Annotated in this window: 25 protein-coding genes; 16 read left to right on the forward strand and 9 right to left on the reverse strand. The window is 65.8% G+C overall.

Annotated features, from left to right (window positions below):
* Positions 1 to 22 precede the first annotated feature (22 nt).
* On the reverse strand, positions 23 to 1,027 hold the full coding sequence (locus tag AC3A3W_RS07450) for a LacI family DNA-binding transcriptional regulator (RefSeq protein WP_487441579.1): 1,005 nt from the start codon (positions 1,025 to 1,027) through the stop codon (positions 23 to 25).
* A gap of 151 nt (positions 1,028 to 1,178) precedes the next feature.
* Here AC3A3W_RS07450 and AC3A3W_RS07455 point away from each other — a divergent pair, with 151 nt between their 5' ends.
* A complete protein-coding gene (locus tag AC3A3W_RS07455; protein ID WP_487441581.1) occupies positions 1,179 to 2,357 on the forward strand; it encodes a Gfo/Idh/MocA family protein in 1,179 nt (392 codons plus the stop codon).
* Positions 2,354 to 3,361, forward strand: a complete 1,008-nt coding sequence (locus AC3A3W_RS07460; RefSeq protein WP_487441582.1) for a sugar phosphate isomerase/epimerase family protein — start codon at positions 2,354 to 2,356, stop codon at positions 3,359 to 3,361. The genes AC3A3W_RS07455 and AC3A3W_RS07460 overlap by 4 nt, the downstream gene beginning before the upstream one ends.
* Positions 3,362 to 3,402: 41 nt before the next feature.
* Here AC3A3W_RS07460 and AC3A3W_RS07465 read toward each other — a convergent pair whose 3' ends face one another.
* A complete protein-coding gene (locus AC3A3W_RS07465) occupies positions 3,403 to 3,738 on the reverse strand; it encodes a hypothetical protein (protein WP_487441584.1) in 336 nt (111 codons plus the stop codon).
* Between the two features lie 89 nt (positions 3,739 to 3,827).
* Between AC3A3W_RS07465 and AC3A3W_RS07470 the strand changes: the two genes are divergently transcribed.
* Positions 3,828 to 4,400 (forward strand): MOSC domain-containing protein, encoded by a 573-nt coding sequence (locus AC3A3W_RS07470; protein WP_487441586.1) that lies wholly within the window; start codon positions 3,828 to 3,830, stop codon positions 4,398 to 4,400.
* Positions 4,401 to 4,412: 12 nt separating this feature from the next.
* Here AC3A3W_RS07470 and AC3A3W_RS07475 read toward each other — a convergent pair whose 3' ends face one another.
* Positions 4,413 to 4,850 (reverse strand): SHOCT domain-containing protein, encoded by a 438-nt coding sequence (locus tag AC3A3W_RS07475; protein WP_487441587.1) that lies wholly within the window; start codon positions 4,848 to 4,850, stop codon positions 4,413 to 4,415.
* 67 nt (positions 4,851 to 4,917) lie between these two features.
* Positions 4,918 to 5,136 carry a DUF2188 domain-containing protein gene (locus AC3A3W_RS07480; protein WP_487441589.1) on the reverse strand — a complete coding sequence of 73 codons (219 nt, stop codon included), beginning with the start codon at positions 5,134 to 5,136 and terminating at the stop codon, positions 4,918 to 4,920.
* A gap of 236 nt (positions 5,137 to 5,372) precedes the next feature.
* Between AC3A3W_RS07480 and AC3A3W_RS07485 the strand changes: the two genes are divergently transcribed.
* Both AC3A3W_RS07485 and AC3A3W_RS07490 read left to right on the forward strand, forming a co-directional pair.
* Positions 5,373 to 5,729 carry a VOC family protein gene (locus AC3A3W_RS07485; RefSeq protein WP_487441591.1) on the forward strand — a complete coding sequence of 119 codons (357 nt, stop codon included), beginning with the start codon at positions 5,373 to 5,375 and terminating at the stop codon, positions 5,727 to 5,729.
* Between the two features lie 68 nt (positions 5,730 to 5,797).
* The gene (locus AC3A3W_RS07490) at positions 5,798 to 8,185 is read left to right on the forward strand and encodes an ATP-binding cassette domain-containing protein (protein ID WP_487441592.1); all 2,388 of its coding nucleotides are present in this window, start codon (positions 5,798 to 5,800) and stop codon (positions 8,183 to 8,185) included.
* 95 nt (positions 8,186 to 8,280) lie between these two features.
* On the opposite strand, the gene AC3A3W_RS07495 is transcribed toward AC3A3W_RS07490, so the two are convergent.
* From AC3A3W_RS07495 to AC3A3W_RS07510, 4 genes are read right to left on the reverse strand one after another with little or no spacing between them, the layout of a single operon-like run.
* A complete protein-coding gene (locus AC3A3W_RS07495; RefSeq protein WP_487441593.1) occupies positions 8,281 to 8,685 on the reverse strand; it encodes a universal stress protein in 405 nt (134 codons plus the stop codon).
* Positions 8,682 to 10,214: a tripartite tricarboxylate transporter permease gene (locus AC3A3W_RS07500; RefSeq protein WP_487441595.1), complete on the reverse strand. Its 1,533-nt coding sequence runs from the start codon at positions 10,212 to 10,214 to the stop codon at positions 8,682 to 8,684. Before AC3A3W_RS07500 ends, AC3A3W_RS07495 begins: the two co-directional genes overlap by 4 nt.
* 9 nt (positions 10,215 to 10,223) lie before the next feature.
* Positions 10,224 to 10,760: a tripartite tricarboxylate transporter TctB family protein gene (locus tag AC3A3W_RS07505; RefSeq protein WP_487441597.1), complete on the reverse strand. Its 537-nt coding sequence runs from the start codon at positions 10,758 to 10,760 to the stop codon at positions 10,224 to 10,226.
* A gap of 5 nt (positions 10,761 to 10,765) precedes the next feature.
* Positions 10,766 to 11,767, reverse strand: coding sequence for a tripartite tricarboxylate transporter substrate binding protein (locus AC3A3W_RS07510; protein WP_487441599.1), 1,002 nt, complete (start codon positions 11,765 to 11,767; stop codon positions 10,766 to 10,768).
* 149 nt (positions 11,768 to 11,916) lie between these two features.
* Here AC3A3W_RS07510 and AC3A3W_RS07515 point away from each other — a divergent pair, with 149 nt between their 5' ends.
* The 9 genes from AC3A3W_RS07515 to AC3A3W_RS07555 all read left to right on the forward strand — a co-directional run bounded on the left by AC3A3W_RS07515 (position 11,917) and on the right by AC3A3W_RS07555 (position 23,077).
* Positions 11,917 to 12,801 (forward strand): LysR family transcriptional regulator, encoded by an 885-nt coding sequence (locus tag AC3A3W_RS07515; protein ID WP_487441601.1) that lies wholly within the window; start codon positions 11,917 to 11,919, stop codon positions 12,799 to 12,801.
* 147 nt (positions 12,802 to 12,948) lie between these two features.
* A complete protein-coding gene (gene kdgD, locus AC3A3W_RS07520; protein WP_487441642.1) occupies positions 12,949 to 13,863 on the forward strand; it encodes a 5-dehydro-4-deoxyglucarate dehydratase in 915 nt (304 codons plus the stop codon).
* An 8-nt stretch (positions 13,864 to 13,871) separates the two neighbouring features.
* On the forward strand, positions 13,872 to 15,491 hold the full coding sequence (locus tag AC3A3W_RS07525; protein ID WP_487441602.1) for an aldehyde dehydrogenase (NADP(+)): 1,620 nt from the start codon (positions 13,872 to 13,874) through the stop codon (positions 15,489 to 15,491).
* The gene (locus AC3A3W_RS07530) at positions 15,488 to 16,816 is read left to right on the forward strand and encodes an enolase C-terminal domain-like protein (protein ID WP_487441604.1); all 1,329 of its coding nucleotides are present in this window, start codon (positions 15,488 to 15,490) and stop codon (positions 16,814 to 16,816) included. The genes AC3A3W_RS07525 and AC3A3W_RS07530 overlap by 4 nt, the downstream gene beginning before the upstream one ends.
* A gap of 87 nt (positions 16,817 to 16,903) precedes the next feature.
* Positions 16,904 to 17,824: an AEC family transporter gene (locus tag AC3A3W_RS07535; protein ID WP_487441605.1), complete on the forward strand. Its 921-nt coding sequence runs from the start codon at positions 16,904 to 16,906 to the stop codon at positions 17,822 to 17,824.
* Between the two features lie 35 nt (positions 17,825 to 17,859).
* Positions 17,860 to 19,560: an HNH endonuclease signature motif containing protein gene (locus AC3A3W_RS07540; protein ID WP_487441607.1), complete on the forward strand. Its 1,701-nt coding sequence runs from the start codon at positions 17,860 to 17,862 to the stop codon at positions 19,558 to 19,560.
* A 116-nt stretch (positions 19,561 to 19,676) separates the two neighbouring features.
* Positions 19,677 to 20,804: an L-talarate/galactarate dehydratase gene (locus AC3A3W_RS07545; RefSeq protein WP_487441609.1), complete on the forward strand. Its 1,128-nt coding sequence runs from the start codon at positions 19,677 to 19,679 to the stop codon at positions 20,802 to 20,804.
* A 10-nt stretch (positions 20,805 to 20,814) separates the two neighbouring features.
* Positions 20,815 to 21,507, forward strand: a complete 693-nt coding sequence (locus tag AC3A3W_RS07550) for a FadR/GntR family transcriptional regulator (RefSeq protein WP_487441611.1) — start codon at positions 20,815 to 20,817, stop codon at positions 21,505 to 21,507.
* Between the two features lie 193 nt (positions 21,508 to 21,700).
* Positions 21,701 to 23,077, forward strand: coding sequence for an MFS transporter (locus AC3A3W_RS07555; protein WP_487441613.1), 1,377 nt, complete (start codon positions 21,701 to 21,703; stop codon positions 23,075 to 23,077).
* Between the two features lie 8 nt (positions 23,078 to 23,085).
* On the opposite strand, the gene AC3A3W_RS07560 is transcribed toward AC3A3W_RS07555, so the two are convergent.
* Positions 23,086 to 24,024, reverse strand: coding sequence for a LysR family transcriptional regulator (locus tag AC3A3W_RS07560; protein WP_487441614.1), 939 nt, complete (start codon positions 24,022 to 24,024; stop codon positions 23,086 to 23,088).
* A 117-nt stretch (positions 24,025 to 24,141) separates the two neighbouring features.
* Between AC3A3W_RS07560 and AC3A3W_RS07565 the strand changes: the two genes are divergently transcribed.
* Together AC3A3W_RS07565 and AC3A3W_RS07570 are read left to right on the forward strand one after the other, a co-directional pair.
* Positions 24,142 to 25,443, forward strand: a complete 1,302-nt coding sequence (locus AC3A3W_RS07565) for a glucarate dehydratase family protein (protein ID WP_487441617.1) — start codon at positions 24,142 to 24,144, stop codon at positions 25,441 to 25,443.
* Positions 25,440 to 26,447 carry a 2-hydroxyacid dehydrogenase gene (locus AC3A3W_RS07570; RefSeq protein ID WP_487441619.1) on the forward strand — a complete coding sequence of 336 codons (1,008 nt, stop codon included), beginning with the start codon at positions 25,440 to 25,442 and terminating at the stop codon, positions 26,445 to 26,447. The genes AC3A3W_RS07565 and AC3A3W_RS07570 overlap by 4 nt, the downstream gene beginning before the upstream one ends.
* The last annotated feature ends 48 nt before the right edge of the window (positions 26,448 to 26,495 follow it).

Below are 26,495 nucleotides of genomic sequence, written 5' to 3' on the forward strand. Positions count from 1 at the left end.
CCTGGCCTCGCGGCGCCGCGCTTTAGGCCGGGGCAGCGGTGGAGGCCCTGATGACCAGTTCCGGCTCCACCAGCTTCGTGTGCACCGGCGTCGCGGGGTCCTTCATGCGCTGCAGAAGGGCCTCCGCGGCGCCGTCTCCGACCTGCCCGTTCCGGCCATCGATTGTGGTGAGCCTCAAAAGGTTGGCCGATGCCAAGGGCGAATTGTCGTAGCCGATGAGGGACAGATCCTCGGGGATGCGCCGTCCCTTGTCCCGGGCCGCGCCCGCTGCGCCGAGTGCCATGGTGTCGTTGGCCGCAAAAATCGCGGTGAGGGACGGGTTTTCTTCCAGCAGCCGCAGTGCGGCCTCGTATCCGTCAGATTCCATCGTGAGTCCCTGGCCCTGGGCAACGTGCGGCCGTAGCCCGCTTCCGCGCATCACGGCGTCGAAACCCTGGGCGCGCAGGCGGGCGGCGCCACCGGCGCCGGTCAGGTGGCCGATTTCCCGGTGTCCGAGTCCGATCAGGTGCTCGGTGGCCAGGCGGCCGCCCATCACGTCGTCATTGGCCACGATGTCAGCCCCAGGGACGACCATGTCACGGTTTCCGGCTACCACCGCGGGGACATCCACCGCGGCGAACATCTCCTCGGTGGGCTCGGTGGCGATCACAACGCCGTCCACGCGCATCGACAGGAGGCCGTCCACGGGCGTCCGGTCAAGGTGCGCATTGAACAAGGGATCGGCCACGGCCACCCGGAATCCGAGGGGTGCGAGCCGATCGTGCAGTCCGGCCAGCAGGTCGACGAACCAGAGGTTCCGGTAGTCATCCAGGACCACGCCGATGGTGCGGGACCTGTTCCCGGCGAGGGTCGCTGCAGCACGGCTGGGACGGTAGTTCAGCCGTTCAATGGCCTCCTCGACGGCGGCCCGACGGGCAGGCGATACCCCGGGCGCACCGCGCAGAACAAGTGAGACCAGGGACTTGGAGACCCCGGCTGCGGAGGCTACGTCGTAAATATTCGGGCGTTTGCCGATTTCCTGCGTCACCCTGCCATTGTGACGCATGCCCGCCCGCAATTGAGATATTGACAGGACAAAGTCCGGCCTCTATCGTGTTTCTGGAGCGCTCCATTTAATCTGACCCCCATTTCAGCGGCTGAGTCCGCGCAGCTTCGGCTGAGTTCGAAGGAGAACACCAATGCCCAAAGATATCGGCGTCGCCGTCATAGGGGCCGGCATGGCCGGCAAGGCCCACGCCGCGGCCTTCCGGACAGCGTCCGCACTGTACAACCCGGTTCTTCCGCCGGTCCGGCTGGTCTCCATTGGTGATGTGAATCCGCAGTTCGGCTCCATCGCCGCGCAGCGGTTCGGATATGAACGCAACGACACCTCATGGCAGGCCATCGCCGAAGCCGATGACATCGACGTCGTCAGCGTCGTGATCGCCAACTCACTGCACCGTGAAGTCGTCGAGGGCCTCCTCGCCGCCGGCAAACACGTGCTGTGCGAAAAGCCGCTCAGCGACACCCTGGAAGACGCCCGGGCCATGGCCGAAGCCGCCCGGAACGCGTCCTCGATCGCCCGGATCGGGTTCACCTTCCGCCGCACGCCCGGCATCGCCTACATCCGGGACCTGATCCGGAACGGAACCCTCGGAAAGGTGCTGCACTTCAGCGGCCGCTACTGGACGGACTACGGCTTCAGCCCCGACGCGCCCATGAGCTGGCGGTACAAGGGCGCACCCGGCTCCGGCGCCCTGGCCGACGTCGGATCCCACCTGACGTACGTCGCTGAATTCCTGTGCGGCGACATCCGCTCCATCAGTGGCGGACGCTTCAGCACCGCCATCAACAAGCGCCCGCTCCCGCTGGGCGCCGTCATGGGCCACGACCACGCGGCCGTCAGCGACGTCTTCGAAACCGTCGAAAACGACGACTATGCAGCGTTCTCGGCCGAGTTCGACCACGGCTCCGGAGGCTTCGAGGTCTCCCGCGTCGCCGCCGGACACGCGAACAGCCTCATCTTCGAGGTTTTCTGCGAAAACGGCGCGGCACGGTTCGACCAGCGCCGCCCGGCCGAAATCGAGCTCTTCCTCAACTCCGGCCCCTCCTCGGAGAACGGCTACCGCCAGGTCATCCTCGGCCCCGAACACCCCTACCTCTCCGGCGGGCTGGCCATGGACGCGCCGAGCGTCGGCTTCGGCCAGAACGACGCCTTCGGCTACCAGGCCCGGGCCTTCCTCGAAGAAGTCGCAGGACTGGACGAAGCAACATCACTCCCCCGCTGCGCCACGTTTGACGAAGGCGTACACAACATGGAACTCCTCGCCGCAGTCGCAGAATCAGCGCTCGGCTCCGGAAAGAAGGTAACCCTGTGAAACTCGGCGTCTACAACGCGATCCTGCACGACCGGCCGCTCCCCGAAGCCCTGAAAGTCATCGCCGGCCTCGGCCTGACCGGCATCGAAATCAACTCCGGCGGCTTCCTGCCGGCCGTGCACATCCCCACCTTCGACGACATCCTCGAAAGCGACGGGGCCCGCGACGACTACCTTGCCATCTTCGAAGGCACCGGGGTCTCCATCGCAGGACTGAACTGCAACGGCAACCCCCTGCACCCCAACCGGACTATCGGTGACAAGCATGCCGAGGACATCCGCCGCTCCATCCGCCTCGCGCACCGGCTGGGACAGAACCGTGTGGTGACGATGTCCGGACTTCCCGGCGGGGAACCCGGAGCCACCGTGCCGAACTGGATCGTCAACGCCTGGAACTCCGCCGCCCTGGACGTCCTGGACTACCAGTGGGGAATCGCCGCGGACTTCTGGAAGGAGACCGACCGGCTGGCACGGGACCTGGACGTCAAGGTCGCCCTCGAACTGCACCCGCAGAACCTCGTCTTCAACCCGGCCGACGTGTACAAACTCGTCGAACTGACCGGAGCCACCCACGTCGGCGTTGAACTCGACGCCTCCCACCTGTTCTGGCAGCAGATGGACCCGGTCGCCGTCGTCCGTGAACTGGGCCCGCTGGTCTTCCAGGCCGCGGCCAAGGATGTGCGCGTCAACAAGGAGACAGCCGCCATCTACGGCGTCCTGGACAACCGCTTCCGCCGGCTGTCCCCCGAGGAGAACCGCACCAACCTCGGCGGCGACGAGTGGGCCAACGAATGGCCCAAGCCCGCCGCCTGGGACTTCGTCGCCCTCGGCAAGGGCCACGACACTGCGTACTGGACCGAGTTCCTGCGCGCCCTCCACGAAGTGGACCCCGACATGCTCGTCAACATCGAACACGAAGACGTCGAGCTGGGCCGCATCGAGGGCCTCGAGGTCGCAGCCAAGGTTCTGAAGGACGCAGACGCAGCCCTGAGCGTCTCAGCCTAAGGCGTTGGGCCGCCGCTCCGGCGGCCCAACGCCTTCAGAATTCAGCTGCAGAACTTGCTGTACGTGCTGCCCGCCTCCTGGTAGGCGGCAGTAAGCTCGGTGAGCTTAGCGTTGTCGGGGTGCTCTTTCACGGACTCGTCCGCGTAATCCAGGATTGCCTGCAGGGCGGGCTTCAGGTCGTCCGAGGACACTGCCTCGATCGGCCGGATCTGGTTGGCAAGCTTGATCATGCCGGTCTTGCCCATGTTTCCTGTGGGACTGGAAACGACGGTCCTCACCCGGTCGCAGGTTTCCGCAGTGGAAAGCTGCGGTGAGGCGCAGGCTGAAGCGGACAGGAGAAGCCCGGCAGCCAGCAGGGCAGTGGTGAGTTTCTTCATGATTTCCTCAGTAGTTGACTACTGTCGATTCTAAGCCGACGGTGCCGGCATGGTGTGCCGGTTCCAGCAAGCGAGGATAGTTGGATGGCATGACAGTCACCTACAGGTACAACGTGGAGGTCCTGCACCTGCTCGTGTCGCCGGCGCACGCGTACTTTGGCCGCGCCCGTGAGGGGGCGGCAGACGTCCCCACCACCGACGCCGACCGGGCGGAGCTGGTAGCCGGCAAGGGCATTGTGGGTGACCGGTTCTTCGGCAAGGCCGCGCACATGGATGCCGCAGTGACACTGATCGCGGCCGAGGCTCTCGAAGCCATCGCCGCGGAGCTGGGGGCCGCCCCGTTTGACCCGCTGCTGACACGGCGCAATGTCGTCCTCAGAGGTGCCCATCTGGCTCCGCTGCTTGGCGGGGAGTTCGCGCTGGAATCGCACGGGAATCTGGTGCGGTTCCGGGCAGGGCGCCCTGCCCATCCCTGTGCCTGGATGGACCAGATGCTGGCCCCCGGCGCACACAAGGCCATGCGCGGCCGGGGCGGCATACGCTGCGAACCACTTTCGGACGGCATCCTGCACCGCGGTCCGGCTGTGCTGATCAGCCCCGTACAGCTCGACCCGGAACGCGCGGGTGCCCCCACGCTGCTGCGTCCGGCCCGGCTGCCTTAGCCGTTGCTTCCCTTAGAGCTGATCGAGCAGCCGGGCCCGCTCGGCGTCGAACTCCTCCGCGCTGATCAGACCCTCGCGGTGCCGACGCTCCAAATCCTCGATCTGTGTCGCCACGGACGGCGCCGCCTCAACGGCGGAGTACCTGTTGATCGAGACAACCCGGATGACGACCGCGGTCAGGACCACCACGATGCCCGCCGCAATCAGCATCCAGGTCGGTGCCGCAGCGGCGTCGATTCTCCGATAGCACTCCCCCGCCACGCGTGAGCCCGACCGGAGTGCGTCGAAAATTTCAGCCTGCCGGCTTTGCGGAATCAACGGGCTCCCGCACAGCGGGCCCGCCTTCTGCAGGCCGGCTATGATGCCGGCAACCGAGACGGCGAATCCGGCAACAATGAGCCAGATCCAGCCGCGCCGGGTTCTGGGGTCGTGCAGCGCGGTACCCTCCATGCCTCCCCCTTGGAATAACGCCAGTAACTGAGGGAAATCATATCGGTCCGGGCGCCGGGCGCCGGGGCTAGTAGCTCTTCGGAAGGTCCCGGTAGCTGTTCTGGCACAGGAGCCTGCCGTCCATGTCCCGGATGAGGTGATCCACCCTGTCCCGCACCGCGGCACGCCTCCCGGCATCCAACGCCTCAGACTGACTGGTGCTCACCACGAGGGATTGCGCACTTCCTTCACGGCGCGTCTTCCACAGCAGGTCTTCGTAGAACGTCTCGACATTGCTTCCGGTCATCACAGATCCTTCCCCAAGAATCGTTCACGCTTATGCCGGCCGCGACGCAGCTGCACCGCCGCCGCTCACAGTCTCACCCCAGAGGCTCAAGGCCCGGGCAGCGCAAACGCAAGATCTGCTCAAGAAAAGTGAGGCCGACCACGAGCGCCCGCCAAGAGCTGCGGCTAGCATGAATGCCATCGACAACACGACCGTATGCGCCGGGTTGATGTGGGCCCACGACCATAGGAGTGACTATGAGCGACTCATCCACGCAAGGAATCAAGACCGTGCTGCATCCAGTGTCCGACCTCGCTGCGGCCAAGACCATGTACACGGCCCTGCTCGGCGTGCCTCCGCAGGCCGACGGACCCTACTACGTCGGATTCGACGTCGCGGGCCAGCACATCGGGCTCGTGCCGGGCGGTGGGCCGCAGGGCATGACGTCACCCGTGGCCTACTGGCATGTGCCGGACATCGAAGCCAAGCTGGCCGAGGTCACCGCCGCGGGCGCCACAGTGAAGGAGCCTGTGCATGACGTCGGTGGCGGCCGCCTGGTTGCCACCGTCGCCGACCCCGACGGCAACATCCTGGGGCTGCTTCAGGACCGCTGAGCGCCAACCCGCTCCGGATTCCTGTGCCGTTACGACGATTGCCGCCCCGATCAACAGATGGAGACACGATGAGCATGGCCACCAGTATGGACACGCAGGCGCCCGCGCAGCACGTCGCCGACACCCACGACCTGATCCGCGTGCACGGCGCGCGTGAGAACAACCTCAAGGACATCAACGTGGAGATCCCCAAACGCCGGCTGACGGTGTTCACGGGCGTTTCCGGCTCGGGCAAAAGCTCGCTGGTGTTTGCCACCATCGCGGCGGAGTCGCAGCGCATGATCAACGAGACCTACAGCGCCTTCGTGCAGGGCTTCATGCCGACGCTGGCGCGGCCGGACGTCGACCTGCTTGAAGGCCTGACGACGGCGATCATCGTCGACCAGGAGCGGATGGGCTCCAACCCGCGCTCCACCGTGGGCACCGCCACTGACGCCAATGCGATGCTGCGCATCCTCTTCAGCCGGTTGGGGCAGCCGCACATTGGCTCGCCCAACGCCTACTCGTTCAACATCCCTACGGTGAGGGCCAGCGGTGCCATCACCGTCGAGCGCGGCAACAAAACCCAGGCTGAGAAGGCCACCTTCAACCGGCTCGGCGGCATGTGCCCGCGCTGCGAGGGCATGGGCAGCGTCAACGACTTCGACCTCACGGCGCTGTACGACGACAGCAAGTCGCTGGGCGAGGGCGCGCTCACCATTCCGGGCTATAGCATGGACGGGTGGTACGGCCGCATCTTCAGCGGAGCAGGCTTCAACATGGATAAGCCGATCAGCAAGTTCACCAAGAAGGAACTCCACGACCTGCTCTACAAGGAACCCACCAAGATCAAGGTCGAGGGCATCAACCTGACCTACGAGGGCATCATCCCGAAGATCCAGAAGTCGATGCTGTCCAAGGACGTCGACGCGTTGCAACCACACGTCCGCGCCTTCGTGGAGCGGGCCATCACCTTCACCACGTGCCCTGAGTGCGACGGAACCCGGCTCGGCCCCGAGGCCCGCTCCTCGAAAATCAAGGGGAAGAACATCGCCGACGTCTGCGCCATGCAGATCAGCGACCTCGCCGTGTGGGTCCGGGACCTGAATGAGCCGTCGGTTGCCCCGCTCCTCGCGGGCCTGCAGCACCTCCTCGATTCGTTCGCCGAAATCGGCCTTGGCTACCTCTCGCTGGACCGGCCGGCAGGCACCCTGTCCGGCGGCGAGGCGCAGCGCACCAAGATGATCCGCCACCTCGGCTCCTCGCTCACCGACGTCACCTACGTCTTCGACGAGCCGACGATCGGCCTGCACCCGCACGACATCGAGCGGATGAACCAGTTGCTGCTGCAGCTCCGGGACAAGGGCAACACCGTCCTCGTCGTGGAGCACAAGCCGGAAACCATCGCCATCGCCGACCACGTCATCGACCTCGGCCCGGGCGCCGGCACCGGCGGCGGCACCGTCTGCTTCGAGGGCAGCGTCGACGGACTGCAGGGAAGCGACACCATCACCGGCCGCCATCTCGGCGACCGCGCGTCCCTCAAAGAATCGGTGCGTTCCGCCGTCGGCGCGCTGGAAGTGCGGGGCGCGTCCACGAACAACCTCCGGGACGTCGACGTCGACGTCCCGCTCGGGGTGCTCTGCGTGCTCACCGGCGTCGCCGGCTCCGGGAAGAGCTCGCTGATTCAAGGCTCCGTGGCCAAGCGCGAGGGCGTGGTGGTGATCGACCAGAGTGCCATCCGCGGATCCCGTCGGAGCAACCCGGCCACGTATACCGGGCTGCTCGAGCCGATCCGCAAGGCGTTCGCAAAGGAGAACGGGGTCAAGCCCGCGCTCTTCAGCTCAAACTCCGAGGGCGCCTGCCCCACATGCAACGGCGCCGGCGTCATTTACACCGATCTGGGTGTCATGGCCACGGTCGAGTCCACCTGCGAGGACTGCGAGGGCAAGAGGTTCCAGGCCGCAGTCCTTGAGTACACGCTCGGCGGCAAGAACATCGCCGAGGTGCTCGCGATGTCAGTCACCGAGGCCGAGGACTTCTTCGGCGACGGCGAAGCGAAGACGCCGGCCGCGCACAAGATCCTCGACCGGCTCGAGGACGTCGGACTCGGCTACCTCACGCTGGGCCAGCCGCTCACCACCCTGTCGGGCGGCGAACGCCAGCGGCTCAAGCTTGCCGCGCAAATGTCCGAGAAGGGGGACATCTACATCCTCGACGAGCCGACCACCGGCCTGCACCTGGCCGACGTCGAAAACCTGCTCGGCCTGCTCGACCGCCTGGTCAACTCCGGCAAGTCCGTCATCGCCATCGAGCACCACCAGGCGGTGATGGCACACGCCGACTGGATCATCGATCTCGGCCCCGGCGCCGGCCATGACGGCGGCCGGATCGTCTTCGAAGGCACCCCCGCCGAGCTCGTAGACACCCGTTCCACCCTCACCGGCGAGCACCTGGCGGCCTACGTCGGCAGCTGACCGAGGCGCCGGTGAGTGATTCCGTGCACCAACAGAGGCGGGCCGGAACCCCGTGGGGGTTCCCGGCCCGCCTCGTGCGGTGCTGTTGGGGATGACTAGAAGTGGCCGTCGCCCGCCTTGACGGCAAGCACGGGACGGTCGGCCTGCATCAGGATCCGCTGCGCGTGGCTGCCGAGGATGAACTTGCCCACCTGCGACCGGTGCCGGAGACCAATGACGATCAGCGAGGCGTTGGCTTCGCGGGCGACCTCGAGGAATTCGTCCGCCAGATCGTGCTGGTACGGCGGCTGGATCACCGTCGCCTTCACCCCTGCTTCCTCGGCCTGCCGTGAGGCCCGTGCAAGTACGTCTTCCGCGGCCACGGCCTTATCCACCAGCGCCCCTTCGCGGGCGGAGTTGACGATCACCAGGTCCTGCTTCCGAAGCTGCGCTTCGGCGATGCCTGCGCTCAGCGCCGCCTCGCCGGCGGGCGTGGGAACGAAACCGACGATGATGCTCATACCTTCTCCTTGATTTGTACGGTACCGGGCTCTGCAACAGCAGACGCCTTGCGCTTTGCCAGCATGCTGCGGATCCCCGGCAGCACGGCCACCAGGACGAACACAGCGAGCAGCGTTGCCGAGATCGGCCGGCCGAAGAAGCCCATCGGATCCCCGCCGAAGACCAGCAGGGAGCGGCGGAGCGAGCTCTCCAGCAGCGAACCCAGCACGAACGCCAGGACCAGCGGGCCGGGCTCGAAGCCGAACTTCTTCATCAGGTAGCCGATGACGCCGAACACCACCACAAGCGTGACATCGAACATGCTGTTGTTGATCGTGTAGGCACCGAGCAGGGTAATCAGTGCCGTGACGGGGGCCAGGATCGCGGCGCGGACGCGCAGGATCTTCACGAACAGGCCGACGAGCGGCAGGCTCATGATCAGCAGCAGGATGTTGCCGATGTACATCGAGTTCACCACGCCCCAGAAGAGGTCCGGGTTCTCCTCGACCAACTGCGGGCCAGGGGTCACACCCTGGATGAGAAGCGCCCCGAACATCAGTGCCATGGTGGCGTTGGCCGGGATCCCCAGCGTGAGCAGCGGGATGAAGGAGGACGTGGCGGCCGCGTTGTTCGCCGTCTCGGGCCCGGCGACGCCCTCGGGTGCTCCCTTGCCGAACCGTTCGGGCTGCTTGGCCCGCTTCTTTTCCATGGCGTAGGAGGCCATGGACGAAATCGTGGCGCCGCCGCCCGGCAGGATGCCAAGGAAGAAGCCCAGGATGGAGCCTCGTCCGATCGAGCCGGCGGCCTGCTTCAGGTCGCCGCGTGACGGCCACACGTTGGCGACCTTCGACGGCGCTTTGGCGGCACGGTGGCGTTCCTCGAGGTTGTACAGAATCTCGCCAAGTCCGAAGATGCCCATGGCGATCGGCACGAAGTCGATCCCGTCGGCGAGCTCCAGGCTGCCAAACGTGAAGCGGCTCTCGCCGGTGAAGACGTCCCGGCCCACGGTGGCGAGCAGCAGCCCGAGGGCCGCGGCGATGAGCGCCTTGGTTTTCGCGCCGCTGCTGATCGTTGCCACCAGCAGGATGCCCAGCAGTGCGAGGGCGGAGTACTCCGGTGCGCCGAAGTCCAGGGCAAAGCCCGCCACGATGGGGGCGAGGAAGGTCAGGCCGATGATGGAGGCAGTGCCGCCGACGAAGGACCCGATCGAAGCCAGTCCCAGCGCGGTCCCGGCCTTCCCCTGCCGTGCCATCTGATAGCCGTCGAAGACGGTCACCACCGAGGACGCCTCGCCGGGAAGCCGGAGCAGCACCGAGGTGATGGTTCCGCCGTACTGCGCGCCGTAGAAGATGCCGGCCAGCATGATGATGGCGGTCACCGGCTCCACGTTGTAGGTCAGCGGGAGAAGGATGGCAATGGTGGCGGCCGGGCCGAGCCCTGGCAGCACACCGATGAGCATGCCGATCACGACGCCGACCAGGCAGTACAGGAGGTTTGTCGGCTCCAGGACAACCGCAAATCCGTTGATCACGGGATTTAGAAAATCCACGGGTGTCTCCTAGAAGAGGTGGGGGATGGAAGTGTTGAGCGCCAGGACAAAGAGCCCGTAAAACGCGCCGACGACGACGGCACTCACCACGAGCGTGGAGCGCCAGGTTTCGCTGCCCAGGAACCGCATCCAGACGATGCACAGCGCCAAGGCCGGCAGTTCGAATCCGATCGTCGGCATCAGCGCCACCATGAGGGCCAGGGTCACCAGGCCGGTCAGGGGCGCCATGGACATGCGGGTGAACTTCTCCGCGTCCCGGTTGTGCCGGCCGATGACCAGCTGAAAGAGGCCCAGCACCACCATCACGCAGCTGATCATGAAAGGCCAGAGTCCGGGCTGCGGGGCCGCCGGGGTACCCAGGCCCATTGCCAGCGACAGGATCACTGCACCAACGCCGACGCCGAGAACCACCAGCGAGGAGGCCGCATTGGCCAGCGCCCCGGCAGCCGGCGGCTTTTCCTCTTCCCAGCGTGCCGCCAACTGTTCCGGCGTGAGGTCGTCCAGGTCGCCGTCGGGAAGTGCGGGCACTGCAGGTGCTGGCTTCACAGGAATCACTTCGTTCCGCTGAGGCTGATGCTGTGCTTCTCCACCAGGGCCTTGTACTTCGCGGCGTATTCCTTCCACTGCGTGACAACTTCCTCACCGGAGATTTCCTTCGGCGTCAGCAGGTTCTGCTCGTTGAATGCCTTGTACGCGTCCGACTTGAAGGTCTCCTGCAATGCTGCCACCAGCTTGTCCTTGACCTCCTGCGGCGTGCCCTTGGGTGCGGCGACTGCCCGGTACTGTGCGACCGGAACGTCGTAGCCCGATTCCTTCGCGGTGGGCGTGTCCGGCAGGAAGCTGTTGCGCTCCTCGGAGAAGACCAGCAGCGGGGCAACCTTGCCGGCCTTGATCTGTGGCATTGCCTCACCGAGCTGGATGGTTGCCAGTTCCACCTGGTTGCCCAGCACGGCGGTCAGTGCCGGCTTGCCGCTGTCGAAGGGAACATCGGTGCCCTTAACATTGGCCTGCTTGAAAAGCACGGTCTGGGCGAGCTGGCTGCCGGTGCCCACGCCGGTGGTGCCGAACGTGATGTTGCGGCCGGCGCCTGTCACATCCTTGATGGTCTTGAAGCCGGACTTGTCGCTGGCAATCAGCACGTAGTCATCCTGGGACAAGCCGGCGATGACGTCGAAATCATCAATGTTGACCGCCTCGTCTGCGGTCACGGCCAGCGGAGTGATGGTGATCAGGGAGGCGTTGAGCAGTACCAGGTTCTGGCCGTCGGCCGGCTTGCCCGCCACCTCCTTGGAGGCCAGGGCGCCGTTGGCACCGGGCTTGTTCACCACGGGCATCGGAGCGCCGAGGGTCTTGGACGCGCCTTCGGAAATGGCGCGGGCAATAAGGTCGGTGCTGCCGCCGGGAGCCTGGCCCACCGTCAGGTTAACCGGACCGCTCGGGTACTTCGATGAATCCGTGCCGCCGCCCGCGACATTGCCGCAGGCAGTCAGGGCCAGAAGCGCGACGGCGGATGCTGCTCCGAGAATGGAACGGCGGGAGGGGAAGTGCGTCATTGAAACTCCTCGTTTGCACTGCGGGGCGGGGGGTTGCCCGATCAGTAGGTGTGAACCGGGTCACTGCCGGTTCGCTTTCTCGAGTGTAGGGAGCCGGTATGATGCATGTCTAAGCCCAAATGTGCATCGGGTGATACCGGGAAGGCATCATGTTTACATTCGACCAGCTGGCAGGCTTCATTGCCGTCGCCGAGGAACTGCACTTCGGCCGCGCAGCCGAGCGGCTCAACATGACGCAACCGCCCCTCAGCCGGCAGATCCAAAAACTAGAAAAAACAGTGGGCGCCGAACTGCTTGAGCGCGACAACCGGAAGGTTGAACTGACGCCGGCAGGCCGGGCCTTCCTGGACGAGGCCCGGCGGCTGATCGCCTTGGCGGAACGGGCACCTGTCACGGCCCGGCGGATAGCGTCAGGCCGGTCAGGGCACCTCCGGATCGGATTTACCGCCGCGAGCGGGTTCAGCATCCTGGGGCCGTTGCTCGAGGAAGCCGCGGAAATCCTTCCCGACGTCGACATCGACCTCCAGGAGCTTGTCACCGGTGAGCAGATCATGGGGCTTCAGACCGGCGAACTGGACCTTGGCCTTGCCCGCCCTCCCTTCGACAGCGAGATTTTCGATTCCCACCTGCTGTACCGGGAAGCCATGGTGCTGGCCGTCCCCTCGGGCCACCCGCTGGCGGACCTGGACCGGGACATCACCAACGAGGACCTCAAGAACGAACCCCTGATCATGCACTCGCCAACCAAGGCCCGGTACTTCTATGACCTGGTGGTCCGCATGGTGCCCGTACAGCACGCGAACGTGATCCATACGGTCAGCCAGATCCTCACCATGGTCTCGCTGGTCGCCGCAAAACGAGGCGTGGCCTTCGTCCCGCACTCCGCAACCCTGCTGGGAATCCAGGGAGTCGAGTTCCTGCCGCTGAAAAGCAGCGTGGCGGATCCCGTGGAACTACACGCCATCTGGAACCGCACCATCCGGAACCCTGCCCTGGCCCGCCTGCTGCGGGCACTGGAATTCGGAGACAACTGAGTCGAGGTTCGGAAGCTATACGGGCGATGCCAGGACGGTATCAATGCATACAAAAATGAACTTAGACAGGCATCAAAAGCCTCCCTAGTGTGGAAGGAACGAACTCACTCGCCGTACCGAAGCGGCACCGACATGGAGGACCACACCGTGGCCAAATACTCGCCCCAGGAACTTGCCGACACTCTCAAGAACGGGCTGCTCTCCTTCCCGGTCACGTCATTCGACGCACAGCTGCAGTTCGACGAGGAAAACTACCGCAAGCATCTCGCGTGGCAGGCCAGCTACCCGGTGGCCGGTCTCTTCGCCGCCGGCGGCACCGGCGAAGGCTTCTCCCTCACGCCTGCCGAGTCGGCGCGAGTCGTCCGTGCCGCCGTCGAGGAAGTCGGCAACACCGTGCCGGTGCTGGCGTCGGCCGGCGGTTCGACCGCCCAGGCCATTGAGAATGCGAAGGCTGCTGAAGCCGCCGGCGCCGAGGGCATCCTGCTCCTCCCGCCGTACCTCACCGAGGCGGACCAGGGCGGCCTGGTCGACCACGTCAGCGCCGTCTGCAGCGCCACGTCGCTGGGCGTCATCATCTACAACCGCGCCAACGCGATCTATAAGGACACCACCGTGGCCACCCTGGCCGACCGCCACGAAAACCTGATCGGCTTCAAGGACGGTGTGGGCGACCTCGAGCACGATGCCCGAGTCTACGCCAAGCTCGGCGACCGCCTGTTCTACCTCGGCGGCCTGCCCACCGCGGAGACCTTCGCCCTTCCGCTGCTGCAGCTCGGCATGAGCACCTACTCCAGCGCCATGTACAACTTCGTCCCGCAGTTCGCCCTCGACTTCTACCAGGACGTGCGCAACCATGACCGGGTCGCCGTCAACAAGAAGCTCAACGACTTCGTGATCCCGTACCTGGACATCCGCGACCGGGTAAAGGGCTACTCCGTCTCCATCGTCAAGGGCGGCCTGGACGCCATCGGCCGCTCGGCGGGTGGAGTCCGCCCGCCGCTGCAGAACCTGGCTCCCCAGGATCTCGCCGACCTCAAAGCCCTCATCGCCACCGTCTCCTAGGAGCAACCATGACACTCAACGGACATTCACTGATCGCCGGACAGCACGTCGCCGGCGAGGGGAAGACTGCCTTCGGCTTCAACCCGGCCACGAACGAACAGCTCGAACCGGCCTACACGCTGATCACCGAAGACCAGCTCACCGCAGCCACCGCCGCAGCCGCCGAGGCATACCTGTCCTTCAGCACGCTGGATCCCGAAACGCACGCCGGGTTCCTGGACGCGATCGCGGACAACATCGAGGCCATCGGCGAGGAACTCATCACCCGCGCCGGCCAGGAAACCGGCCTGCCCACCGCCCGGCTGCAGGGCGAACGCGCCCGCACCACCGGCCAGCTACGCCTCTTCGCCTCCGTGATCCGCCAGGGCGACTTCCGCGGCGTCCGCATCGACCCCGCACTCCCGGACCGCACGCCGCTGCCCCGCGCCGACATCCGCCAGCGCCAGATCCCGCTCGGCCCCGTCGCCGTGTTCGGCGCCAGCAACTTCCCGCTGGCCTTCTCCACCGCCGGCGGGGACACCGCCTCGGCCCTCGCCGCCGGCTGCCCGGTGGTCTTCAAGGCCCACAACGCCCACCCCGGCACCAGCGAACTCGTCGGCCACGCCATCATCAAAGCCGTCCGCGACGCCGGGCTGCACCCCGGCGTGTTCTCCCTCATCTACGGCCCCGGCGCCAGCATCGGCCAGGCCCTCGTCTCCGACCCGGCCATCAAAGCCGTCGGCTTCACCGGCTCCCAGGCCGCCGGCATCGCCCTGATGCGCACCGCCGCCGCCCGCCCCGAACCCATCCCCGTGTACGCGGAAATGTCCTCGCTGAACCCGGTCTTCGTCTTCGAGGGCGCCCTGACCGGCTCCGCCGAAGACATTGATGCCCTCGCCCAGCAATACGTCACCGCCGTCACCGGCAGCTCCGGACAGCTCTGCACCTCCCCCGGCCTGCTCTTCGCCCCCGCCGGCGAGGCAGGCGACAAACTCGCCGCCGCCGTCGGCCGCGCCGTCTCCGCCTGCACCGGGCAGACCATGCTCACCGCAGGCATCGCCGGGTCCTGGAACGCCGGCGCCGAAGCGCTCGGCAACGCAGCCGGCGTCGACGTCGTCGGGAAAGGCACCGAAGGTGCAACGAAGAACGCGCCTGCTCCCACGATCTTCGGCACCCAGGTCCGCGACTTCGTCACCAACCAGGTCCTCCACCAGGAGATCTTCGGCGCCGCGTCCCTGGTCATCCGCTACACCACCACCGACGAACTCCTCGACGCCATCCACCGCCTCGAAGGCCAGCTCACCGCGACCCTGCAACTCACCGCAGAGGACTACCCCACCGCCGCGCCCCTCATCCCAGCGCTCGAGCAAAAGGTCGGCCGGATCATCGTCAACGGCTGGCCCACCGGCGTCGAAGTCGGCCACGCCATGGTCCACGGCGGCCCCTTCCCCGCCACCTCCGACACCAAAACCACCTCCGTCGGAACCCTCGCCATCAACCGCTTCCTCCGGCCCGTCGCCTACCAAAACATGCCCCAGGAACTCCTGCCCACACCACTGCAGGACACCAACCCCTGGCACCTCAACCGCCGCATCGACGGCACGGTTGTCCAGGCCGATGCCGAAGAAAAAGAAGAGGTCAACGCATGAGCGCCCAGCCAACCGTCGCCCGCGTGGAGGTCGTTCCGGTCGCGGGCCACGACAGCATGCTGATGAACCTCAGCGGTGCCCACGGGCCGTTCTTCACCCGCAACGTGGTCATCGTGACCGATTCGGATGGCCGCACCGGCCTTGGCGAGGTCCCCGGCGGCGAGAAGATCCGCACCACCATCGAGGAAGCCGGAACCCTCATCACCGGCAAGCCGGTGGCCCGCTACCGGTCCCTGCTGCGGGAGATCGCCGCGGAGTTTGCCGACCGCGACGCAGGCGGCCGCGGGCTGCAGACCTTCGACCTCCGCACCACCGTCCACGCCGTCACCGCGGTCGAATCGGCCCTGCTGGACCTCCACGGCCAGTTCCTCGGAGTCCCGGTCGCGGAGCTGCTCGGCGACGGACAGCAGCGCAGCTCGGTCCCGATGCTCGGCTACCTGTTTTTCGTCGGCGACCGGCGCCGGACGGACCTGCCGTACCTGGTCGAGGATGCACCGGCTGACCGCTGGGAGCGGCTGCGCCGGCAGGAGGCCATGACCCCCGCAGCGGTGGTTGCCCTGGCCGAAGCCGCCCAGGAGCGCTACGGGTTCAGCGATTTCAAGCTCAAGGGCGGCGTGCTGTCCGGCGACGACGAAGTGGACGTTGCTACGGCACTCGCCAAGCGCTTCCCCGAAGCCCGCGTCACCCTTGATCCGAACGGCGGCTGGCTCCTTGAGGAGGCCATCAGGCTCGGCAAGCGGATGCAGGGAGTGGTGGCATACGCCGAGGATCCCTGCGGGGCGGAAGGGCGCTTCTCGGGGCGCGAAGTCATGGCGGAATTCCGCCGTGCCACCGGCCTGAAGACGGCCACCAACATGATCGCCACGGACTGGCGCGAAATGTCGCACGCAATCCGCAGCAACGCCGTCGACATCCCACTGGCAGACCCGCACTTCTGGACCATGCACGGTTCTGTGAGGGTTGCGCAGCTGTGCAACGAGTTCGGCCTCACGTGGGGCTCGCACTCTAACAACCACTTCGACATCTCACTTGCCATGTTCACGCACACCGGCGCGGCCGCACCGGGCGAGATCACGGCGCTGGACACGCACTGGATCTGGCAGGACGGCCAAGGCCTCACCAAGGACCCGCTGCAGATCAGGAACGGCGCCATCGAGGTTCCCGATGCACCAGGTCTCGGCATCGAACTGGACCGGGACGCCCTGGGCAAGGCACACGAGCTGTATCTGCAGCACGGCCTCGACGCCCGCGACGACAGCATCGGCATGCAGTACTACATCGACGGCTGGTCCTTCGACCCGAAGCGCCCCTGCTTGGTGCGCTAACACCATCTTCCGCACGGCCGGACCTCCCCCGCAACAGGAGCCGGCCGTGCGGAACCCGGCAATACTTTTGAATAGAAGGGCTCAGGCTTGGGCGGCGTCGTCTCCGGAATACTCATAGTTTCCGCCGTCATAGCCGTTGGCTACATCGCGGCCCGCCTGAGGATTCTGGGACCGGAAGTCCAGGGTGCTCTGACCCGCACCGCGTTCTACGTCACCAACCCGGCCCTGCTCTTCACCGTAGTGGCTGGGAGTGACATCCGGGCAGCTCTCGGAACGGATGCCCCACTCGCGCTCCTGTCGGCAGCGATTGTGGGGCTTCTCTATTGCCTCATGAGCTTCCTGTTTTTCCGCCGGCCTGTCGCGGAAACTGCGGTGGGTGCCATGGCCAGCAGCTATGCCAACGCCAACAACATCGGCATTCCGGTCTCGCTGTACGCCGTGGGAACGGCCCAGCACGTGGCTCCTGTTCTGCTGGTGCAGATCCTGGTTCTGGCTCCGTTCTACTTGACGGTTCTGGGGCTGTCCGCCGGAGCCAGGATTTCGTGGAAAAGGATGCTGGTCCAACCGTTCGCCAACCCGATGATCATCGCCTCCGCACTCGGCGCAGTTGTTGCCCTGACCGGCTGGAGCGCCCCGGACCTCCTGCAGAAGCCCATCGACATGCTCGCCGGTGGCGCGGTTCCCATGGTGCTGCTGGCCTTTGGCCTCTCCCTGGCCGGGAAAGCACCCCTGCAAGAGGGCGATGGGCGCGTTGAAACCATCGTGGCGACGTTCCTGAAGATCGCTGGCATGCCGCTGGTCGTTTGGGTGCTGGGCAAGTTCGTTTTCGGCCTCGAAGGCCAGCACCTCCTGGCGAGCGTCATCATGGCCGCCCTCCCGACAGCCCAGAACGTGTTCCTCTTCGCTTCCCCGTATGGCAGGGGCATGACGGTGGCCAGGGACGTGATCCTCTGCACCACGCTGCTCAGCGTCGGGGCGCTGCTAGTGGTCGCCTGGGCGGTCGGGTAGCTCATAATGTCAGCCCCCTTTGGCAGAGTTTAGCCATGGAAGCGATGGGGGAAGATGCGGCAGGAGGCGCAGGGCCGTGGGCGGTGTTGCCCGGTGCCGCTGTTCTTCCCGAAGCGCGCTTCCGCGGGCTCCGTAGTGTCCCCGCCGGGACGGCGCAGTTAGCTGGGTTGGCGGCTGCTTTCGGGTCTGACTTAGCGGCCGACGGCGGCGGTTCCGGTGGTCTTGCCCGGGGCCTTGAGCTGTTGCAGGGTGTGTGTTCGACGGCGGCCGCGGACGCCGCGCTGATGGGTTTCCGTGAGGCCGCTGACTTCGCCGCCAAGGTGGAGGACGCCTCCCGCGCTGTTGAGTATTTGCAGGTGGTCGCGGCCGGGGCGGTGAACCGGAGCCGACGAGATGCGACACTGGCTGCGCGGTCTGGCTCGGGCTCCGGTGCCGCGGTTGGCTGGGTCACCGGTTGGGGCGCGGAAGCGGTCGAAAGTGCCCCAAATGCGAACGGCTGGCCGGCCGCGGCCGAACCGGATCCGGCTGATGACGGGTTCCGGAACGCGGAGGAGTTCCTGCGGGGCAGGCTGCGGATCAGCAGCCGGGAGGCGCGGCGCCGGATCGCCCTCGCCGACTCGGTGCTGCCCCGGACCGGGTTCACCGGCCACACCGAACCGGCCGAACGCGAAGAACTCGGCGCAGCCCTGGCTGCCGGGACCATCGCCTCCCAACCCGCCACCATCATCACCCTCGCCTTGGACCAGGTCCGGCACCACGCCCCGGACGAAGCCGTGGCTCGGATGGAACACGTCCTGACCCGCACCGCGGCCGAGAACGACACCGACTACCTGTCCAAAATCGCCCGGCGCTGGATCAACGGGCTCGACCAGGACGGGCCCGAACCCAGCGAAGAAGAGCTCCGCCGCCGGCAAGGCGCCTTCATTCGGCCGACCCGGCACGGGCTCCACCACCTGGAAATCTTCGCCACCCCCGATCAGTTCGAACCCCTCCTGACCGTGATGAACACCGCCACCAACCCCCGTACCAGCACCGCCGGCTGGGATTCGCCGGCGGACGTTGACCTGGACCGCCGGACCCGCCCGCAACGGCACCTGGACGGACTGGTCGGCGCCTGCAAAGCAGCCCTCACCACCGATGCACTCCCCACGGCCGGCGGGCTCCGGCCCCAGGTCATGGTCACCATCGACTATCTCGACCTCCTGGACCGCCTCGAACGCGAAACGAGCCAAGGACCCTGCCACCGCACCACCGACCGCAGCACTGCATCGAACCGACCCACGGCCGCAGCCGCCGGCGGGCACGGCGCCCAGGGCGGCACCGGGTCGTTCACGTTCACCGGACCCATCAACGCCGCCACCGTACGCAAAATCGCCTGCGACGCGGACATCATCCCGGTCCTGCTCGGCAGCGAAGGACGCATCCTGGACGTCGGCCGCACTACCCGGATCTTCCCGCCGCACATCCGCAAAGCCATTACCGCCCGCGACCAAGGCTGCGCATTCCCCAACTGCACCATCCCCGCACCGTGGTGCGAAGCCCACCACACCACCTACTGGTCACACGGCGGCACCACCAGCACCGACAACGGGACCTTGCTCTGCTCCGCCCACCACCACCTCATCCACAAGGAACAGTGGCACATCCAGGTCAAGAACGGTGTGCCCTGGTTCAAACCACCACCCCACATCGACCCCCGCCAACAACCACAACGAAACAACTACTTCAGATGCTGACCTCCTCCCGCCGCTCCCTAACTACTCCCGCGGACAGCACTTGTAATACAAGTTGTCAGCTTGTACTCTAAGTGAGAGGGCGACGCAGCCCACCCTTCTGCTTTCGAGGAGCATCCATGAGCACCGTAGATCTCGTCCGCCATGTCAAACTTTCCACCGCGAGGCTTCCACTGGCCGTTCCGATCAGTGACGCCAAGGTCTTCACCGGCCGCCAAAAGCCCATGACAGAGGTGGTTTTCCTCTTCGCAGAGATCACCACAGAACAGGGCCACACCGGCCTCGGCTTCAGCTACTCCAAGCGCGCCGGCGGACCCGCCCAGTACGCCCACGCCAAGGAAGTTGCCGAAGGAATCATCGGCGAAGACCCCAATGACATCGGCAAGATCTATACCAAGCTGCTCTGGGCCGGCGCCTCTGTAGGCCGGTCGGGCGTGGCCACGCAGGCCCTCGCCGCCATCGACATCGCGCTCTACGACCTCAAGGCCAAGCGCGCCGGGCTCCCGCTCGCGAAGCTGCTGGGCTCCTACCGCGACTCCGTGCAGACCTACAACACCTCGGGAGGATTCCTCAACGCCACCCTGGACGAGGTCAAGGCCCGCGCGACGCAGTCGATCGAAGAAGGAATCGGCGGCATCAAGATCAAGGTCGGACTCCCCGACAGCAAAGAGGACCTGCGCCGCGTGGCCGGCATCCGTGAGCACATCGGCTGGGACGTCCCCCTCATGGTGGACGCCAACCAGCAGTGGGACCGCGCCACGGCCCTGCGCATGGGCCGCCAGCTCGAGGAATTCAACCTCATCTGGATCGAAGAACCGCTGGACGCCTACGACTTCGAAGGCCACGCCCATCTCGCCCAAGCCCTGGACACGCCCATCGCCACCGGCGAAATGCTCGCCTCCGTGGCCGAGCACAAGGGCCTCATCAACGCCAACGGTTGCGACATCATCCAGCCCGACGCCCCGCGAGTCGGCGGCATCACCCAGTTCCTCCGCCTGGCCGCATTGGCGGACGAGCGCGGCCTGGGACTGGCCCCGCACTTCGCCATGGAAATCCACCTCCACCTCGCCGCTGCCTATCCCCGCGAGCCCTGGGTGGAGCACTTCGACTGGCTCGACCCGCTGTTCAACGAGCGCCTCGAAACGAAGAACGGCCGCATGATGGTTCCGGACCGCCCCGGACTCGGCGTGACGTTCAGCGACCAGGCACGTGCCTGGACCACGGAGACCGTGGAGTTCGGCGCGTAATCTTGAACCCATGACCCGGAACCTGACCGCGGACCTCGCCGCCGACCTTCGCGCCCGCATCGTCGACGGCGTCATCCAGCCCGGGGACAAGCTTCCGAGCGAAAACACCCTGATCAACGAGTTCGGGGTGAGCCGGACCGTGGTCCGATCCGCACTCACGCGGCTCCAGGCCGAAGGACTCGTGGAAACCGAACGCGGGCGGGGCAGCTTTGCGCTGACCCCGCCCCCCGAGGGGCCGACGGCGGGACAGGTCACCAGGCCTGTTGTCACCATGGAGGACCGTCTCCACCTGCTAGAGTTCCGGATCGGGGTGGAAGCTGAAGCCGCCATCCTGGCCGCCACGAACCGCACCGACCGCCAGCTCAAGGTCCTGCAGAAGGCGCTCGACGACTTCACGGCAAGTGTGGAACATCCCGCACACGCCATGAAATCCGACTATGACTTCCACCGCGCCGTCGCCGCAGCCTCCGGAAACCCCTTCTACTCGGATTGCCTTGCTTCCCTGGGCCAGACGATGATTGCCATGCCCCGGACCCGGCTGATGACCGGCGTCGAGCACTATGCAAGGGACCACTTCGATCAGGTCGTCCACGAGCACGGCTCGATCTATGCCGCAATTGCCGACGGGGACGGGCCCTCCGCAGCCGCGGCCATGCGCAGCCACCTCGCCAATTCCCGTCGCCGGCTCCGCGCAGGACGGTAAAGCGGGAGGGTGAAGGAAGGCCCCCAGGCCTTCTCTGGGGAATCAGTCTCCGTGGGTATCACGCAATGCAACATTCGTGTTGGACGTGCATGAATGCAACTGTCACAGTTAAGAGGTGCTGTGGCGAGGAGCACACGGCTTCGCCGTCATCCCCGCAGCGTGAGCTTGCTGATCTATCAAAGAGGATTCCCCCATGCAGTCTGTAGACACCGCTGTCACGGATCTGGCTTCGGCCACCAAGAAGTTTTTCCGGCGGGTGCTGCCGATCATGCTGGTCATGCTGGTATGCAACCAGCTGAACCGGTCCAACATCGGCTACGCCCAGGACCACCTGCAGGCCGACGTCGGGATCGGCGCTGCGGCCTACGGATTCGGTGCGGGACTCTTCTTCATTGCCTACGCCATTTTCGAGCTTCCCAGCAACGTGATGATGGAGAAGTACGGCGCCAAGGTCTGGCTGACCAGGATCATGGTCAGCTGGGGCATCGTGTCCTTCCTGATGGCGTTTGTCCAGAACGAGACGATGTTCTACGTTCTGCGCTTCCTGTTGGGTGCTGCCGAAGCCGGGTTCTTCCCCGCCGTCATCTTCTACTTTGCCCGCTGGGTTCCGGCAGGCCAACGGGGCAAGGCCACGGCAATCTTCATCGCAGGCTCATCGGTGGCGGCGGCCCTTTCCGGTCCCATCGCCGGGCTGCTCCTGAGTCTTCATGACGTCCTCGGCCTGCGCGGCTGGCAGTGGCTGTTCGGTTTCGAAGGAGCACTCTCCGTCGTCGTCGGCGTCACTGTGTTCTTCTTCCTCGATGCCAAAATCCAGGATGCCAAGTGGCTCACAGTTGCCGAGAAGTCGGCACTGACCAGTGCGATCGACCAGGAGGATGCCCAGCACACCAAGGCTGACGGCGGCAAGGTCAACCGCTGGAAGATGCTGCTCAACCCTCAGATTCTTCTGCTGTGCGGCATCTACTTCTCGGTGCAGCTGTCCATCTACGCAAACACGTTCTGGCTGCCCAGCATCGTCAAACAGATCCCTGGCACCACGGACCTGAGCGTCGGCTTCCTCTCCTCCATTCCTTGGGTCTGTGCCGTCTTCGCCATGTATTTCGCAGCGAAATGGCAGGACAAAGCCAAGTCCAAGCGCCCGCTTCTGGTCGCCGCGCTCCTCGTGGCCGCCGTCGGAACCTTCGCTGCCGCTATCGCCTCCCCGGTCTTTGCCCTCGTCTTCCTGGCCATCGCGGCCATGGGCTTCAAGAGCGCCTCGCCGCTGTTCTGGACGATCCCCCAGTCCGCACTGCATCCGCTGGTCCTGGCTCCGGCCATCGCCATCATCAATTCGCTCGGAAACCTGGGCGGCTTCGTGGCGCCCTTCGGATTCGGCATCATCAAGGAGCAGACCGGCAGCGTGGTGCCGGGACTCTTCGCCCTTGCCGCGGCATCCACCCTGGCCGCCGGACTCGTGTACTTCCTGAAGGAGCGCAAGGCGCCCGGCGCAGGAGTCGCAGCGGAGCGGCGGGATGAAGTGGAGACTTCCCAGGAGGCACAGTCCCCGCTGGCCGCCGTCGGGTCAAAGTAACCTTCCGGCTAGCTGTCCGGCTCGGACACGCCCAACCCCTCGGAGTCGATCAGCTCGAGCAGCCGCCTGACTGCGGGGTTCGCCGTCTCTTCGTTCCAGGCCAGCTCAAGGTCCACCCGGTTGAGCTCCTGAATGCCGTGGCTCCCGTCGATTTCGTGGAAGTCCACCCCCGCCGGTGCCGAGGCCATGGCGGACGCCGGCACCAGCGTGACTCCCAGCCCCGCCTGGACAAAGGCGAGGAGCGCCGGAATCTGGCTGGCGTACTGGGTGATGTTCGCGTGGGCGCCGGCGCTGGCGAACAGGCGGAGCACCAGATCATGAAAGTACCTGGCTTCCTTCGTGGAGTACATCAGCAGGGGAAGTCGATCCAGTTTCCCCAAGGGCAGCGGGGCGCCTTCCTTGATGGGCATGCCTCCAAGCAGTGAGCTCCCGGCGGGAAGAGCCACGACCAAACGGTCCTTCATGAGGGGCCGCGACACGATCCCCGGGCGGGCCACAATCGGCCTCAAGAGTCCAAGGTCCACGCTGCCCTTCACCAGGCCGTCCATCTGGTCGGTGGACACGAGTTCCCGCAGCATGAACGACACGCCGGGCATGCTGTCGGCCGCCCGGCGCAGCAACAGCGGCAGCGCACTTTGGCCGGCGATCGCCGTGTAGCCCACGGTGATGGCTCCCGCCTCACCCGAGGAAACCCTGCGCACATCCAGCTCAGTTTTGATGCACAGGTCCAGGATCTGCCTCGCCCGGGGCAGCAGCATTGCTCCCGCCGATGTCAGCTCAACCTTGCGGCTGGTGCGGCCAAAGAGCTGCGTTCCGAGCTTCTTCTCCAGGATCTGGATCTGCCGGCTCAAGGGAGGCTGCGTCATGTTGAGCCTCTCTGCTGCGGCACCGAAATGCAGTTCTTCAGCGACGGCAACAAAGGCCTCCAGTTGGGGCAAGGTAAACATCGATACCTTTCATGGATGATCGAGTGCATTAATTGGCTTGGACCTGGATCAATTGCTCCCATTATGGTCATCTAAACGCCCCTTGAGAAACCATCCAGCAGCTAGGAGCACACCGGAGTGAACCCCGTGAACGAGCAGGCAGAACACCTCGACCAGGTGAGCATCACGAACGTCACCATCACGCCGGTGGCATTCAAGGACCCGCCACTGTTGAACACCGTTGGTGTCCATGAACCCTATGCGCTGCGGGCCATCGTGGAAGTCCATACGGATTCCGGCGTCAGCGGGGTGGGCGAAACCTACGGAGACGCCGGCCACGTGGCACGCCTTCAAGCGGCAGCTGCGGCCCTTCCCGGCACCGATGTCTTCAACATCAATGAACTCCGGAGCCGGACAGCAGCGGCACTCCTACACGATCAGGTCCGGGGCGGCCATGGCATGAGCGGAATGGTGACCGGTTCCAGCACCACGGACCGTGTCCTGTCGGCCTTCGACGTCGCTGCCCTCGATATCCAAGGAAAGCTGCTTGGCCGTCCAATCAGCGATCTTCTCGGCGGCGCCGTCCGTGACGTCGTGCAGTTCAGCGGTTACCTGTTCTACAAATGGTCAGGACACCCGGGCCGGGACGACGATTCGTGGGGTCCGGCGCTGGATCCGGCCGGAATCGTTCGGCAGGCCCGGAAGATGGTGGACGAATACGGTTTCTCGGCACTCAAGCTCAAGGGCGGTGTCTTCGCCCCCGAGGAGGAAGTTGCCGCCGTCAAAGCACTTCGGGCCGAATTCCCGGCAATGCCACTCCGGATTGATCCCAACGGGGCCTGGACCGTGGATACGTCCATCCGGGTGGGCAAGGAGCTCGACGGCATCCTGGAGTACCTCGAGGATCCCACCCCCGGCATTGAGGGAATGGCCGCCGTCCGGCGCGAGGTGGGGATGCCGCTCGCCACGAACATGTGCGTCGTCAGTTTTTCCGACGTTGCCCCAGCCGTTGCGGCAGGTGCCGTGGATGTCATCCTCTCGGACCACCATTTCTGGGGCGGCCTGCGCCGCTCCCAGTCCCTGGCCGGCATCACCGACACCTTCGGCCTGGGCTTGTCCATGCACTCCAACTCCCATCTCGGCATCAGCCTCGCCGCGATGGTCCATCTTGCGGCCGCGACACCGAACCTCGACTACGCGTGCGACACGCACTGGCCGTGGAAGGATCCGCAAGAGGACATCGTCCGTGCCGGAACTTTCGCCTTCGACAACGGAGCCGTGAAGGTCCCCACAGGACCCGGGCTGGGAATCGAACTGGACCGCGACGCCCTCGAGCGCCTCCACCGCCAGTACCTGGAGTGCGGGATCAGGAGCCGGGATGACACCGGATACATGAAAAGGCTGGACCCTTCCTATGAGCTTCAGAGCCCCCGCTGGTGAGCACTCCGGACCCCTCACCAAAGAGCCTGAGGATCGTGGTCACCGACCCCATCATCAGCCGTTTTGAGGATCTGTTAAAGCACGACGGCGGCGCGCACCACTGGGACATGGCGGCGGCTTGGACCCCCGATCGCCAGCTGGACGCGCTGGCGGGTGCCGACGTCGTCGTTTGTTCCTCTCTGAGCCTGCAGCAGGCGGCCGCCGCCGCCAGGCTGAACCTGGTGCACGTCACGGGGGCCGGCTACGACAAGATCTCCTTTCCGGGGCTGCCCCCGGGGGCTGTTGTTGCCAACACGTTCCATCATGCGCGGCCCATTGCAGAACACGTCCTGATGGTCACGCTGATGCTGTCCCGCAATGTTCTGGCGGCTGACAGGGCCGTACGCAGGGGCAGTTGGAAAACCATTGCCACCGATTCGGATGTTCCTTTCCACCCGACCCTCGCGGGAATGACCATGGGACTGGTAGGCATGGGCTCCATCGGGGCCGAAGTGGCGCGGATGGCCGGCGTCCTCGGCATGGATGTGCGCGCCGTCCGGAGGAACCCGGATGCCAACATTCCGGATGGAGTGGCGCTCAGCTGGGTGGGCGGCAACCACCAGCTCCCGGAGCTGCTGGCCTCGTCCGACGTCGTGGTTGTCACAGCGCCTTTGGACGCTTCCACGAGGGGCATGATCGGCGCAGCGGAGTTGGCAGCCATGAAGACCACTTCACTCCTTATTAACGTCGCGCGGGGGCCGGTGGTGGACCAGCACGCGTTGTTCGATGCCCTGCAGTCTCGGCGCATCGCCGGGGCGGGCATCGACGTGTGGTGGGGTTCCCCTGCTGACGGGGTGGTGCCTCCGGCGGAGCTGCCGTTCGCGTCCCTGCCCAATACCGTCCTCACCCCGCACCACTCCGGGCATGCGCGGATCACGTTCGAACGCCGGGCAGCCGACATTGCCGCCAACATCAGGAGGCTGGCGGAAGGCCGGGCGCTGTTTAACGTGGTGTCCAGAGACTAGGACGGGCGGCTGGGCTGGGGACGTCAGGGTCTGTGGCGTCCCCGCCAG

Source organism: Arthrobacter sp. Soil_N43 (assembly GCF_057655195.1).

Excerpts from the sequence above, each read along its gene's own strand:
- AC3A3W_RS07455 (WP_487441581.1), top strand. The coding sequence starts at position 1,179 with ATGCCCAAAGATATCGGCGTCGCCGTCATAGGGGCCGGCATGGCCGGC.
- AC3A3W_RS07465 (WP_487441584.1), bottom strand. The coding sequence starts at position 3,738 with ATGAAGAAACTCACCACTGCCCTGCTGGCTGCCGGGCTTCTCCTGTCC.
- AC3A3W_RS07470 (WP_487441586.1), top strand. The coding sequence starts at position 3,828 with ATGACAGTCACCTACAGGTACAACGTGGAGGTCCTGCACCTGCTCGTG.
- AC3A3W_RS07475 (WP_487441587.1), bottom strand. The coding sequence starts at position 4,850 with ATGGAGGGTACCGCGCTGCACGACCCCAGAACCCGGCGCGGCTGGATC.
- AC3A3W_RS07480 (WP_487441589.1), bottom strand. The coding sequence starts at position 5,136 with ATGACCGGAAGCAATGTCGAGACGTTCTACGAAGACCTGCTGTGGAAG.
- AC3A3W_RS07485 (WP_487441591.1), top strand. The coding sequence starts at position 5,373 with ATGAGCGACTCATCCACGCAAGGAATCAAGACCGTGCTGCATCCAGTG.
- AC3A3W_RS07490 (WP_487441592.1), top strand. The coding sequence starts at position 5,798 with ATGAGCATGGCCACCAGTATGGACACGCAGGCGCCCGCGCAGCACGTC.
- AC3A3W_RS07495 (WP_487441593.1), bottom strand. The coding sequence starts at position 8,685 with ATGAGCATCATCGTCGGTTTCGTTCCCACGCCCGCCGGCGAGGCGGCG.
- AC3A3W_RS07510 (WP_487441599.1), bottom strand. The coding sequence starts at position 11,767 with ATGACGCACTTCCCCTCCCGCCGTTCCATTCTCGGAGCAGCATCCGCC.
- AC3A3W_RS07515 (WP_487441601.1), top strand. The coding sequence starts at position 11,917 with ATGTTTACATTCGACCAGCTGGCAGGCTTCATTGCCGTCGCCGAGGAA.
- AC3A3W_RS07525 (WP_487441602.1), top strand. The coding sequence starts at position 13,872 with ATGACACTCAACGGACATTCACTGATCGCCGGACAGCACGTCGCCGGC.
- AC3A3W_RS07530 (WP_487441604.1), top strand. The coding sequence starts at position 15,488 with ATGAGCGCCCAGCCAACCGTCGCCCGCGTGGAGGTCGTTCCGGTCGCG.
- AC3A3W_RS07540 (WP_487441607.1), top strand. The coding sequence starts at position 17,860 with ATGGAAGCGATGGGGGAAGATGCGGCAGGAGGCGCAGGGCCGTGGGCG.
- AC3A3W_RS07545 (WP_487441609.1), top strand. The coding sequence starts at position 19,677 with ATGAGCACCGTAGATCTCGTCCGCCATGTCAAACTTTCCACCGCGAGG.
- AC3A3W_RS07550 (WP_487441611.1), top strand. The coding sequence starts at position 20,815 with ATGACCCGGAACCTGACCGCGGACCTCGCCGCCGACCTTCGCGCCCGC.
- AC3A3W_RS07555 (WP_487441613.1), top strand. The coding sequence starts at position 21,701 with ATGCAGTCTGTAGACACCGCTGTCACGGATCTGGCTTCGGCCACCAAG.
- AC3A3W_RS07560 (WP_487441614.1), bottom strand. The coding sequence starts at position 24,024 with ATGTTTACCTTGCCCCAACTGGAGGCCTTTGTTGCCGTCGCTGAAGAA.